This is a genomic window from Salinivibrio sp. SS2, assembly GCF_001722075.1.
In the GTDB taxonomy this organism is placed as follows: domain Bacteria; phylum Pseudomonadota; class Gammaproteobacteria; order Enterobacterales; family Vibrionaceae; genus Salinivibrio; species Salinivibrio proteolyticus.
Map to the genome: position 1 here is coordinate 1 of NZ_MEBP01000061.1, position 12,188 is coordinate 12,188.

At 50.1% G+C, this 12,188-nt stretch carries 12 protein-coding genes and 1 other annotated feature; of the genes, 10 read left to right on the forward strand and 2 right to left on the reverse strand.

All coding sequences use genetic code 11. The features are described 5' to 3' along the window. Positions 1-223: hypothetical protein (locus BGK46_RS17715; RefSeq protein ID WP_217492718.1), on the forward strand; the 223-nt coding region annotated here is incomplete at its 5' end. A gap of 11 nt (positions 224-234) precedes the next feature. On the opposite strand, the gene adhE is transcribed toward BGK46_RS17715, so the two are convergent. Further along, entirely contained in the window at positions 235-2,943 is a 2,709-nt protein-coding gene (adhE, locus tag BGK46_RS04190; protein WP_069587322.1) for a bifunctional acetaldehyde-CoA/alcohol dehydrogenase, read from the reverse strand. A gap of 582 nt (positions 2,944-3,525) precedes the next feature. Between adhE and BGK46_RS04195 the strand changes: the two genes are divergently transcribed. After that, complete coding sequence (locus tag BGK46_RS04195) at positions 3,526-4,164, forward strand: YchE family NAAT transporter (protein WP_069587323.1); 639 nt, start codon at positions 3,526-3,528, stop codon at positions 4,162-4,164. Between the two features lie 103 nt (positions 4,165-4,267). Further along, positions 4,268-5,116, forward strand: coding sequence for an ion transporter (locus tag BGK46_RS04200; RefSeq protein ID WP_069587324.1), 849 nt, complete (start codon positions 4,268-4,270; stop codon positions 5,114-5,116). A 141-nt stretch (positions 5,117-5,257) separates the two neighbouring features. On the opposite strand, the gene cysS is transcribed toward BGK46_RS04200, so the two are convergent. After that, positions 5,258-6,655, reverse strand: a complete 1,398-nt coding sequence (gene cysS, locus BGK46_RS04205; RefSeq protein WP_069587325.1) for a cysteine--tRNA ligase — start codon at positions 6,653-6,655, stop codon at positions 5,258-5,260. 238 nt (positions 6,656-6,893) lie between these two features. Between cysS and BGK46_RS04210 the strand changes: the two genes are divergently transcribed. From BGK46_RS04210 to hisD, 7 genes are all read left to right on the forward strand, one after another. Continuing rightward, positions 6,894-7,451 carry a MarR family winged helix-turn-helix transcriptional regulator gene (locus BGK46_RS04210; protein WP_084781261.1) on the forward strand — a complete coding sequence of 186 codons (558 nt, stop codon included), beginning with the start codon at positions 6,894-6,896 and terminating at the stop codon, positions 7,449-7,451. A 91-nt stretch (positions 7,452-7,542) separates the two neighbouring features. After that, positions 7,543-8,040 carry a peptidylprolyl isomerase gene (locus tag BGK46_RS04215; protein WP_069587326.1) on the forward strand — a complete coding sequence of 166 codons (498 nt, stop codon included), beginning with the start codon at positions 7,543-7,545 and terminating at the stop codon, positions 8,038-8,040. Positions 8,041-8,105: 65 nt separating this feature from the next. After that, a complete protein-coding gene (gene lpxH / locus BGK46_RS04220) occupies positions 8,106-8,840 on the forward strand; it encodes a UDP-2,3-diacylglucosamine diphosphatase (protein ID WP_069587327.1) in 735 nt (244 codons plus the stop codon). 29 nt (positions 8,841-8,869) lie between these two features. Continuing rightward, on the forward strand, positions 8,870-9,346 hold the full coding sequence (locus tag BGK46_RS04225) for a YchJ family metal-binding protein (RefSeq protein ID WP_069587328.1): 477 nt from the start codon (positions 8,870-8,872) through the stop codon (positions 9,344-9,346). Between the two features lie 81 nt (positions 9,347-9,427). Continuing rightward, complete coding sequence (locus tag BGK46_RS04230) at positions 9,428-9,634, forward strand: hypothetical protein (RefSeq protein ID WP_069587329.1); 207 nt, start codon at positions 9,428-9,430, stop codon at positions 9,632-9,634. 161 nt (positions 9,635-9,795) lie between these two features. Next, positions 9,796-9,934: a sequence feature (His leader region), on the forward strand. Between the two features lie 34 nt (positions 9,935-9,968). Continuing rightward, entirely contained in the window at positions 9,969-10,865 is an 897-nt protein-coding gene (gene hisG, locus BGK46_RS04235; protein WP_069587330.1) for an ATP phosphoribosyltransferase, read from the forward strand. Positions 10,866-10,871: 6 nt separating this feature from the next. Then, entirely contained in the window at positions 10,872-12,188 is a 1,317-nt protein-coding gene (hisD, locus tag BGK46_RS04240) for a histidinol dehydrogenase (protein WP_069587331.1), read from the forward strand.

Below are 12,188 nucleotides of genomic sequence, written 5' to 3' on the forward strand. Positions count from 1 at the left end.
CTTACCCACCTATCAAGCCGAAACAGGTTCACTTGCGTTGTGTGCCTCTAACTTCCTATCGCTTCCTTCAGACCCTGCCGTTGGCCAGCAACGCCCTTGCGAGTCGGATTATCTTCCCCTCAGTCGGGGCGATTCAGGTTTCTTTCAACCTGACGGGTTTGCCAGCTTCGCTGGGCAAACAAAAAAAGACCCGCCTCGGCGGGTCTTGATTTTTATTCGGTGAAAGCGTCGCGATTAGGCTTTTGCTTTCGCACCTTTTTTGTCTGCGCCCGCTTTGGTTGGCGCTGCCGCTGGTTGGTCATCTTTTTTCTTGATAACCGTGGTGCCTTCGAAAGTTTCACCTTCAACATATGGCTTACCGTAGTAAGAAGCCAACAGCACTTCTTTCAGCTCTTTGATCAGTGGGTAGCGTGGGTTCGCACCAGTACATTGGTCATCGAACGCTTCTTCCGCAAGCTCATCAAGTTTGGCAATAAAGTCAGCTTCTGGGACACCGGCCGCTTGGATAGACGCAGGGATATCCAGTTTCAACTTCATTTCTTCCAACCAAGCGAGGAGACGCTCAATCTTCTGCGCTGTGCGGTCACCGTCTTGAGACAGACCTAAGTGATCCGCAACTTCTGCATAACGACGACGTGCTTGTGGGCGGTCGTACTGCGAGAACGCAGTTTGTTTGGTTGGGTTGTCGTTGGCGTTGAAACGAACCACGTTTGAAATCAGCAGTGCGTTAGCAAGGCCGTGTGGTAAGTGGAACTCAGCACCGATTTTGTGCGCCATTGAGTGACACACACCCAAGAAGGCGTTAGCAAACGCAATACCGGCAATGGTCGCACCATTGTGTACTTTTTCACGTGCAATTGGGTCGTTCGCACCGTGCGCATAGCTCGCTGGTAGATACTCGTTCAGCAGTTTCAGTGCTTGTAGCGCTTGACCGTCAGAGTATTCGCTTGCCAGTACTGACACATAAGCTTCCAAAGCGTGTGTAATCGCATCATAACCACCAAAGGCAGTCAGAGACTTCGGCATGTTCATTACCAAGTTGGCATCAACAATCGCCATCTGTGGTGTCAGCTCGTAATCAGCCAGTGGGTATTTGGCACCGGTTTCGTCGTCGGTAACAACCGCAAACGGCGTCACTTCTGAGCCTGTACCTGATGTGGTCGTTACACAAACCAGCTCCGCTTTTTTACCCATTTTCGGGAACTTGTAGATACGTTTACGGATATCCATAAAGCGCATTGCTAGCTCTTCGAACGCAGTTTCAGGGTGCTCGTACATAACCCACATGATTTTCGCTGCATCCATTGGTGAACCACCACCTAGGGCAATGATCACGTCTGGCTGGAAGCTCTTCATCGCGTCGGCACCTTTGCGTACCACGCTTAAAGTAGGATCGGCTTCCACTTCAAAGAAGGTGGTCACATCCATGCCCTGCGCTTTGAGCATTTTTTCGATATCGTCAGAGTAACCATTGTTGAACAAGAAGCGGTCAGTCACGATCATCGCACGTTTCTTGCCTTCCAAATCACTCAGCGCGATTGGCAGGCTGCCGCGACGGAAGTAGATAGATTTTGGTAGTTTGTGCCACAGCATATTCTCAGCTCGCTTCGCAACAGTTTTCTTGTTCATCAGGTGTTTAGGCCCAACGTTTTCAGAAATCGAGTTACCGCCCCAAGAGCCACAACCCAGTGTGAGTGATGGTGCAACGTTGAAGTTATACAGGTCACCGATACCACCGTGAGTGGTTGGGATGTTCACCAGAATACGCGCTGTTTTCAGGCGGTCGCCGAAGTATTTGATGCGATCTTGGTTAACGTCTTGGTTGGTGTATAGGCCAGAGGTATGACCGATACCGCCCATTTCTACCATTTTGCATGCCATATCCACGGCGTGCTCGAAGCTTTTCGCACGGAACATACCCAAGGTTGGCGAGAGTTTCTCGTGAGCGAATTCTTCTTCGATGCTGATTTCAAGGCCTTCGCCGATCAGTACCTTGGTGTCAGACGGCACGCTCACACCGGCCATATCGGCAATCTTGGTGGCGGGCTGGCCAACGATGTCTGCGTTCAGGTTACCGTTAATCAGGATAACTTTACGCACTTTGTCTGCTTCAGCTTTGCTCAGGACATAGGCTTTGTGAGAAGCAAAACGTTCTTTCACTTCGTCGTACACTTCGTCCATCACGATAACCGCTTGCTCTGATGCACAGACCACACCGTTATCGAAGGTTTTTGACATCAATACAGATGCAACCGCACGTTTGATATCCGCTGTTTCGTCAATCACGACCGGCACGTTACCCGCACCTACACCAATCGCAGGTTTACCTGATGAGTAAGCCGCTTTAACCATGCCTGGACCACCGGTCGCAAGGATCAGGTTGATGTCATCATGCTTCATCAATGCGTTAGAAAGCTCAACTGAAGGTTGGTCAATCCAGCCGATGATGTCTTTCGGTGCACCTGCTGCAACCGCTGCTTCCAGCACAAGTTTAGCCGCATCATTGGTTGAGTTTTTCGCACGTGGGTGTGGCGAGAAGATAATACCGTTACGGGTTTTCAAAGAAATCAGTGATTTGAAAATCGCGGTAGAAGTCGGGTTGGTGGTTGGAACGATACCACAGATAAGGCCTACAGGCTCAGCGATAGTGATGGTGCCGAACTCGTCATTCTCTTCTAGAATGCCGCAGGTTTTCTCATCTTTGTATTTGTTATAGATAAACTCAGACGCGAAGTGGTTTTTGATTACCTTGTCTTCCAAGATACCCATGCCTGACTCTTCAACAGCTTGTTTGGCCAGAGGGATACGCGCATTGTTCGCGGCAAGCGAGGCTGCACGGAAGATTTTGTCAACTTGCTCCTGTGAGTAGGTGGCAAATTCTTTTTGTGCCTTTTTGACACGCTCAACCATGGCGTTGAGTTCAGCAATATTAGTGACAGGCATAGTCATCTCCTGGTTCATATTTGAAAATCATTTAGTAATTGCTTGCCGCAGCATTGTTGCGGGCTAACCGATGTTTCTGACAGTTAGCGACGCGGTTTGGTGCGTGGCATTTAGTAAATAACTTTCAAAACTGAGTATAAATTTTCACAGCATCAACAACTTGATCTCGATCATTTGTTATCAAATCAATATCAATAATCTCTGCGTTTAATCCCCATTGTTACTGGGTTTATTATTTTTGTAGCACACTGCGTATGTGTCTAAATTTTTCACCAATGCAACATATAATTTACATTACATCTCAGTACCAAAGGCGGGTATTGTATGAAATTTTCAACAAATAGCCGCTGAAGTTGTTATTTATGTCCACGTCACTCGACCCTCAGTATAGTTTGCTGAGAGAAAGTTGCGTGACAGTGATCGGCCACCTGTAGCACATCAACAAATCCGTTTAAAGAAACGCAATCAGTAAATGCATAAAATGCAAGCTCAAGCGGTTGGTTTTTGGGCTGAGCTCGCTATACTGACGCAACCATTAACCCGAGAGAAACTGGACTTCCTCACCGCATCACGAGAGTCGCCATGGCAGCCTTCGACCCCATGATCTTCGTACAGTTTTTTGTCGGGCTTTTTGCCGCTGTTAACCCCATTGGTATCATGCCCGTTTTTGTCACCTTGACCGCCCATCTCGATGAACAAGAACGCAATCGCACGGCCTATACTGCCGCGATCGCCGTCGCCGTCATCTTGATTGTTTCCTTGCTGGCCGGACAAATGTTGTTGGATTTGTTCAGTATTTCGCTGGACTCGTTCCGCGTGGCGGGAGGCATGCTATTACTGAGTATTGCTTTTACCATGATGAACGGGAAACTCGGCGAAGGTAAGCAAAACAAGCAAGAGCAGTCTGAGTCGATCAGTCGGGAACAAGTCGGTGTAGTGCCGCTGGCGATGCCTTTGCTGGCTGGCCCGGGCGCGATCAGCTCCACCATTGTTTACGGCTCTCAATACCCAGATACGTGGAGCACGCTGACACTGATTGGCACCTTAGTGATCTTTGCCGCCGGCATTTGGGGACTGTTTCGTGTGGGTCCTGCGGTAGTGCGCTTTCTCGGCCAAACGGGCATCAACGTCATTACTCGGATCATGGGCCTTATTCTAGGCTCGTTAGGCATTGAGTTTATTGCCTCAGGAATGCGGGCGTTGTTCCCCGGACTGAGCTAAATGTAATCCGAGCCACAGTTACGTATAACCGGCACGCAGCAAAGGTTGCAGTGCCGGTTTTTTTTCGGCCCAATATCACGGTCATTCATAGCAAGGACCTCTTATGGCCGACGCGCAAAACCGAGTACAACGCTATTTATATACCACCATTTTTGGCACTGACACACCGCATGGAAAAGCATTTGATATCGCCTTGATCGTGCTGATCCTCGCTTCGATGGTGGTACTGATGCTGGAGTCGATTGCTAGCTTTCACGCTAAGTGGTCCAACTGGTTGTATTGGATTGAGTGGGGCTTTACCGGCATCTTTACCATTGAGTACATACTGCGCCTTTACTGCTCTCCACGTCCTTCTGCTTACGCGCGTAGCTTTTATGGTGTCGTCGATTTACTTGCAATTTTGCCGACCTATATCGCGATTTTTGTTCCCGGCACCACCTATTTAATGGTCGTACGCCTACTAAGGGTTTTACGTATCTTTCGGGTTCTGAGGTTGATGCGCTTTTTGGAAGACTCCAACATCTTACTCCGTTCGATGATGCTATCGTCGCGCAAGGTGATGATTTTCTTTTTCTCCGTGGCAATTCTAGTCACCGTGTTCGGCGCACTCATGTATGTGATTGAAGGGCCAGAAAACGGCTTTACCAGTATCCCCTATGCCATCTACTGGGCGATCGTCACCCTCACCACGGTCGGCTATGGTGATATTGTACCGCAAACCGATGTGGGTAAGGCCTTGGCGTCATTCACCATGTTGATGGGCTACTCGATCATTGCCGTGCCGACCGGGATCATCACCGCTGAGATTGGCCAGCAGATGTCACTGCATCGCAACTTAGTAAAGTGTCCGAATTGTTCAAAAAGCGGCCATGAGTCCGATGCGTCATTTTGTAAGCATTGCGGTAGTGAGCTGCCGGAAGCCGACAAACGCGTGATGACACCCGGACTGTAACAGCTGCTTTGATTGGAATAGCACCACCACTATCGCGAGTAAAACATGAGTGCCAATAAAAGCATGCGATTCGGATAAGAAAAAACGGAGCTTTGGGGCTCCGTTTTTTGGGTGAGTCGTTAGAGGGCGCTATGCTTTGGCTTACTTACGACGCCAAGTGGTGCCTTGAGGACCATCTTCTAGCACAATGCCCATCGCGGTGAGCGCATCGCGCGCCGCATCGGCAGCCGCAAAGTCTTTGGCTTTACGGGCGTCATTACGTGTTTGAATGAGGGCTTCAATCTTTGCCACTTCATCGTCCGCGCCTGCATCGCCTTGCAAGAAGCTATCGGCATTTTGCTCAAGCAAACCAAGAACCGACGCCAATTTACGCATTTGCGCACCCAGTGCGGATGCCGCTGCCATATCATCGCCGCGTAAGCGGTTAACCTCACGCGCCATATCAAAGAGCACGGAGTAGGCTTCTGGCGTATTGAAATCATCGTCCATCGCCGCTTCAAAGCGTGCTACGTACTCATCGCCACCGGCTGGTGTTGCCTCGTCGAGCCCTCGCAATGCAGTGTACAGACGCTCGAGCGCTGAACGGGCTTGATTGAGGTTTTCATCGCTGTAATTGAGCTGGCTGCGATAGTGACCGGACAGCAAGAAGTAGCGCACGGTTTCAGCATCGTAGTGCGCCAACACGTCGCGGATAGTAAAGAAGTTCCCCAAAGATTTGGACATCTTTTCACGGTCAACCATCACCATGCCACTGTGCATCCACGTATTCACATACTGGGTGTTGTGCGCGCAGCAAGACTGTGCAATTTCATTCTCGTGGTGTGGGAACTGCAAGTCAGAGCCGCCGCCGTGAATATCAAAGTGATCACCTAAAATCGCGGAGTTCATCGCCGAACATTCGATGTGCCAGCCCGGACGACCGGCTCCCCATGGCGACTCCCAAGTTGGTTCGCCCGGCTTAGACATTTTCCATAATACAAAATCGAGAGGGCTACGCTTCGCGGCTTCCACATCCACACGGGCACCGGCCTGCAGTTGTTCAAGATCTTGCTTGGATAGCTTGCCGTAATCGTCAAATTTCGCGACTTCGAACATCACATCGCCATTGTCTGCAACGTAAGCAAAGCCTCGCTCAATCAACTTTTCGACTAGCGAGATAATTTCATCAATGTAGTCGGTGGCGCGAGGTTCGATATCGGGACGTGCCATGTTGAGCGCATCAAAGTCTTGATGCATTTCACTGATCAAACGCTCAGTCAGTGACTCACAGCTTTCGCCGTTTTCCGCCGCACGTTTGATAATTTTATCGTCGATGTCGGTAATATTGCGGACAAACGTTAAGTCATAACCACGATGGCGCAAATAACGTGAGATCATGTCAAACGCCACGAAAGTACGCCCATGACCGATATGACAAAGATCGTAAATGGTCACCCCACAGACATACATGCCGATTTTTCCCGGCGTGATGGGTTGAAAGATCTCTTTCTCTCGCGTCAATGAGTTGTATATCTTTAACGTGTTAGTTGGCGTCGACATAGTGGTTTTGGTTACTCGTTACGATAGTGACAAAATTAGAATGAATGGACTATTACACCTTTTATACCTGCTTGACGCAAGCACGACAGACACGCAACAGGCTGTCTTGCCCGAATTGTTGTCTACGATCTCACTCACATCTCGTTACTAAAAACTGTCATGAGTGGTTGAGCTCATGGACAAGATCGCTTAGCTTCTTGTAAAGAATCTTTACCGATAAATAAACCACGGTATTTTCATGACACGATCAACCAAGCAACACCAAGTCGCCACGCCATCCTCATCCAAGTTCGGTTCGCCCGATAAAGTCGATATGATTTTGTCTCAGTGGCATCAAGAGCGCCCTGATATCGACCCCTCTCCGATGGCCATTACCGGGCGGTTGGCGCGCGTGGTAGGGCATATCAATCCGCGCCTTCAGCAGGTGTTCAATCAATTCAACTTAAACCCGGGGGAGTTTGATGTCCTCGCAACGCTGCGCCGTTCAGGCAAACCGCACACGCTTACCCCCAACCAGCTGCTGCAATCGCTGATGCTAACCTCAGGTGCAATGACCAATCGAATTGATCGCCTTGAGCAGAAAGGGTTGGTTGCACGCAGTCCAGATCCCAATGACCGCCGTGGTGTTTATGTTTCATTGACCGACGCTGGACTGCAATTGATTGATGATGCAGTGGTGGCGCACACCGATAACTTACACAAAATGTTGAGCCCGTTGAGTCAAGCACAACAAGACCAATTGTCCGGCCTTTTGAAGACCTTGCTGCATCATTTTGAACCAGAGAATATGGATTAATTCGGCTTGTATCACGGATCGAGCTTGATCAGAGACGTTGTTAGGCTAAAATCTTGGCTCCTTATAGCCAAGCCAATGACAGGATTACATCATGGTGACTCTTCATACCACGTTCGGTGACATCAAATTACGCATGTTTGCGGACGAAGCACCGGCTACGGTCGAGAACTTTTTACAATACTGCCGTGACGGCTTTTACAACGGAACCCTGTTCCACCGCGTGATTGACGGCTTTATGGTCCAAGGCGGTGGCATGGCCTCTGGCATGGAAGAAAAGCCAACCCGCGCACCGATTAAAAACGAAGCGGATAACGGCTTAAGCAATCGCACAGGTATGGTTGCGATGGCGCGCACTATGGAGCCGCACTCAGCAAGCTCGCAGTTTTTCATCAACGTTAATGACAACCTGTTCCTCGATCACAAAGCTAAAACGCCAGATGGCTGGGGCTACTGTGTATTCGCAGAAGTGGTTGATGGCATGGACGTCGTGAACAAAATTAAAGGCGTTGCCACCGGTAACTGGGGTTATGTCCACCAAGACGTGCCGGTTGAAGAAGTCTTGATCGATAGCGTGACTATCGAAGACTAAGCCGCACTCGTCAACAAGGGTAGCTCAGGCTACCCTTTCTTTTATTACCATCATAAAGCCAACGCATGCCACATACCCTCTTTATTGCCGATCTCCATTTAAGCCCAACGCGGCCTGATATTACCGACTGCTTTGAACGTTTTATGCAGCAGGAAGTGATACACGCCGAGGCGCTCTATGTACTCGGGGACTTATTCGAAGCATGGATTGGTGATGATGATAACAGCCCGTTTCACCAACAAATTAAAGCGGCGTTTTCTGCGGTGACAGAGCGCGGCGTGCCGGTATATTTTATTCATGGCAATCGCGATTTTTTGATTGGTCAACGCTTTGCTATGGAAACTGGCGTAACCCTGTTAAACGAGCTTGAGTGCATCGATTTATATGGCATCCCTACCCTGATCTTACACGGGGATACCTTGTGTTTAGAGGATGTTGACTATCAAGCGTTTCGCCGCAAAGTCCACCAGCCTTGGTTGCAGCGACTCTTTTTGTGCTTGCCGCTAACATGGCGCCGTAAGATTGCGGCCAAAATGCGCGCAGGCAGTGCCAATGCCAACCAGCAAAAGTCATCCACCATCATGGATGTGACGCCGCAAGAAGTGCAGCGCCAGTTAGATAATGCGGGAGTCACTAACATGATTCACGGCCACACCCATCGCCCTCATATTCATCAATGGCATCAACACGGCACCGCGTACCAACGGATTGTGTTAGGCGACTGGTATGATCACGGTTCTGTCTTGGTGTGTAGTGCCCAAGGGTGTGACTTACAAACCCGCAACTTTACCCATCGCTAAGCCATTCAGCCTATTGTGAAGAGAAAGCTATGCAAACTGACTTATGCCCTTGTTGCAGTCATAAAACCTATCAAGACTGTTGCGCCCCTATTCACCAAAACCCTGCCAATGCGTCTCATCCTGAGCAATTGATGCGCGCTCGTTATAGTGCACACCCCAAAGGCTTGGTGGATTTTATTGTTGCGACCTATCACAGTGAATGTGGCGCCAGATCGTTTCGTGAAGACATTACCACCATGACCCAACATCAGTGGCAGTCTCTTGAAGTGCTCGATAGCGAGGTGTTGCAACAAGGTGCACTTGGCTTTGTGACCTTCAAAGCTCACTTTATTGCCGACGGTGAGCCTCAGTGCCTGTTCGAGCGCTCTCGTTTTGTCAAAGAAACGATCGATGGACAGCTTCAGTGGCGATATATCGATGGTGTCTTCCCCGGTCATGTCAAAGCGGGACGTAATGACCCCTGCCCGTGTGGCAGCGGACGCAAATTTAAAAAGTGTTGTGGCTAACCCACCCTAAACTGCTCAAAAAACAATCAAGTTTTGCGTTCTCTGGTCGATACTCTAATTAAGACGCTAGGAGGACGCACTATGAATTGGCTTGGCAACCTAAGTCCTGTGTACCGAAAGCCCTCTGCACCACCCACAAAAGTTTGGGCGATTAAGAAACAGGCCAGCATTGAAGAGCGCAAACAACGCCGCTTGGATGACCCATCGGATCATGATGCGTCACCACAAGCTGAAAAAGAGAACGCGCCACGCAAAAAAGATGATGGCTCGCTGGATGTCTACGTATAGGCGCCACCGTTTGATTAGGCGTCACCGCTCACCGCTGCAGGCGGTGAAAAAATCTCCATATTGGGAGTTGCAATCTAAGCTCACTTTGATATTGTCGAAAAAGAGACGAGATTGACCAACGTAAATGGACATCAAAAAATGACTCCAACGCTAATGACAATGCATCACCACCATCATCCTGACTAGTCTTTCGGGAGGAATGGTTTCGACTGGAAGACGAGTAAGAAGCGCTTCCGTCGGTCATTAGCCAGCTAACAAATTCAGACCCTCGGGAGCACCGTCTTCCGAGGGTTTTTTCTTTTTTAGCTTTTCATTTTTAGACAAGGAAGCACACATGCAAACACAACGCCTACGTATCGCCATCCAAAAAAAGGGCCGCCTCGCCAAAGAATGCCAAGAGCTGCTTAAACGCTGCGGGGTAAAAATCAATTACACCGGTGAACGTTTAGTGGTCCACGCCGAAAACATGCCTCTCGATCTGCTGCTGGTCCGTGACGATGATATCCCGGGCCTTATCATGGACGGCGTGGTTGATTTAGGCGTAATTGGCGAAAACGAGTTAGAAGAGGTACGCCTTGAGCGCATCAAGCTGGGCGAGCCTAGCCAATATCAACTGCTGCGCCGCCTCGATTTCGGCGGCTGTCGTCTCTCCATCGCCCTCGATAAAGACCAAAGCTATAACGGCCCAAAAGATCTAGCTAACCAGCGCATTGCCACCACCTACCCCAACATCCTTAAAGCCTATATGGATAAACAAGGTGTGAGCTTTAGCACCTGTATGCTCAATGGCTCAGTCGAAGTCGCGCCGCGTGCAGGGCTCGCTGATGCGATTTGTGACCTCGTTTCAACCGGTGCCACCTTAGAAGCCAATGGCTTGAAAGAAGCGGAAGTCATTTTTCGCTCCAAAGCGGTATTGATTCAGCGCGAGGGCAGCTTCAGTGAGGAAAAAACCGCATTGATTGAACGCTTGCTCACTCGCATGCAAGGGGTCATCCAAGCCAAAGAGTCTAAATACATCATGCTCCACGCGCCAAACGACACCCTAGAGCAAGTGGTCGAATTACTCCCCGGCGCGGAAGATCCCACCATCTTGCCGTTGGCTCACGAGAAAAACCGTGTGGCTGTGCACCTTGTGAGCACCGAGAATCTGTTCTGGGAAACCATGGAAAAATTAAAGCAGTTGGGCGCAAGCTCAATTTTGGTCCTGCCGATTGAAAAGATGATGGAGTAAGTCGCCATGCGTACAGTAGTCTGGAAATCACTCGGAGAGTCACAAAAAGAAGGCTTAATGCGCCGCCCTGCAATCACAACCGGCGCCCAAACCCAAGCGAGCGTCGCGGAGATTATCGCCGATGTCCGTGAGCGGGGAGATGAAAGCTTAAAAGCATTGACCCAAAAGTTTGATGGTGTCGAACTGGATAGCATCAAACTCGACAAAGGGGCCTTGGCCGAGGCTGAAGCGCGCTTGGGAGAAGACATTAAACTCGCCTTACGCCAAGCCTACGATAACATCAGCACCTTTCACCGTGCGCAAAAAGCGCAGCCGTTGAAAGTCGAAACCATGCCAGGGGTGGTGTGTGAATCCATTACCCGCCCGATTAACCGCGTGGGGCTGTATATTCCCGGTGGCAGCGCGCCTTTGCCTTCTACCGTATTGATGTTGGGCGTACCCGCACAAATTGCCGGCTGTCGTAAAGTAGTGCTGTGTACCCCACCGCCGGTGGCCGATGAAATTTTATACTGTGCCAAACTGTGCGAGATTGATGAGATTTATACCCTTGGCGGCGCACAAGCGGTGGCGGCGATGGCCTTTGGCACCCAAAGCGTGACCAAGGTGGATAAAATTTTTGGCCCGGGTAATGCCTATGTCACCGAAGCCAAACGGCAAGTGAGCCTCGCCGCTAATGGTGCGGCCATGGATATGCCTGCTGGCCCCTCGGAAGTGTTAGTGATTGCTGATGCTGGCGCAGATCCGGACTTTGTTGCCGCTGATTTACTCAGCCAAGCGGAGCACGGCCCCGACTCGCAAGTGGTGCTGGTGACCCCCGCGCCAGAAATGGCAGAGAAAGTGGCGGATGCAGTGCAGCAGCAATTAACTACGCTCAACCGCGCTGAGATTGCCAAACAAGCGCTGGGCAGCAGTGTGATTATTATTGCCGACACCCTCACTCAGTGCGTGTCGATTTCTAACCGTTATGGGCCAGAGCACTTGATTGTGCAAACTCAACAGCCAAGGGATTTATTGCCCCTGTTGGATAACGCTGGCTCGATTTTCTTAGGCGCATACTCGCCCGAGTCAGTGGGCGATTACGCCTCTGGCACCAATCACGTGCTCCCCACTTATGGTTATACGCGCACCTACAGCAGCCTTGGGCTGGCCGACTTTACCAAGCGAATGACAGTGCAACAGCTTAGTGACACTGGTTTGCAAGCATTGGGCCCAACAGTGATGCGTATTGCCGAAGCAGAAGGCTTGGATGCACACCGCCAAGCGGTCGAAATTCGTCTGACTAAACTACAACAAACTCAAGCCTCAGAGGACTCGTTAGCATGA

Bases quoted from the DNA above. Each gene is read 5' to 3' on its own strand.
- adhE (WP_069587322.1), bottom strand. From the start codon at position 2,943: ATGCCTGTCACTAATATTGCTGAACTCAACGCCATGGTTGAGCGTGTC.
- BGK46_RS04195 (WP_069587323.1), top strand. From the start codon at position 3,526: ATGGCAGCCTTCGACCCCATGATCTTCGTACAGTTTTTTGTCGGGCTT.
- BGK46_RS04200 (WP_069587324.1), top strand. From the start codon at position 4,268: ATGGCCGACGCGCAAAACCGAGTACAACGCTATTTATATACCACCATT.
- cysS (WP_069587325.1), bottom strand. From the start codon at position 6,655: ATGTCGACGCCAACTAACACGTTAAAGATATACAACTCATTGACGCGA.
- BGK46_RS04210 (WP_084781261.1), top strand. From the start codon at position 6,894: ATGACACGATCAACCAAGCAACACCAAGTCGCCACGCCATCCTCATCC.
- BGK46_RS04215 (WP_069587326.1), top strand. From the start codon at position 7,543: ATGGTGACTCTTCATACCACGTTCGGTGACATCAAATTACGCATGTTT.
- lpxH (WP_069587327.1), top strand. From the start codon at position 8,106: ATGCCACATACCCTCTTTATTGCCGATCTCCATTTAAGCCCAACGCGG.
- BGK46_RS04225 (WP_069587328.1), top strand. From the start codon at position 8,870: ATGCAAACTGACTTATGCCCTTGTTGCAGTCATAAAACCTATCAAGAC.
- BGK46_RS04230 (WP_069587329.1), top strand. From the start codon at position 9,428: ATGAATTGGCTTGGCAACCTAAGTCCTGTGTACCGAAAGCCCTCTGCA.
- hisG (WP_069587330.1), top strand. From the start codon at position 9,969: ATGCAAACACAACGCCTACGTATCGCCATCCAAAAAAAGGGCCGCCTC.
- hisD (WP_069587331.1), top strand. From the start codon at position 10,872: ATGCGTACAGTAGTCTGGAAATCACTCGGAGAGTCACAAAAAGAAGGC.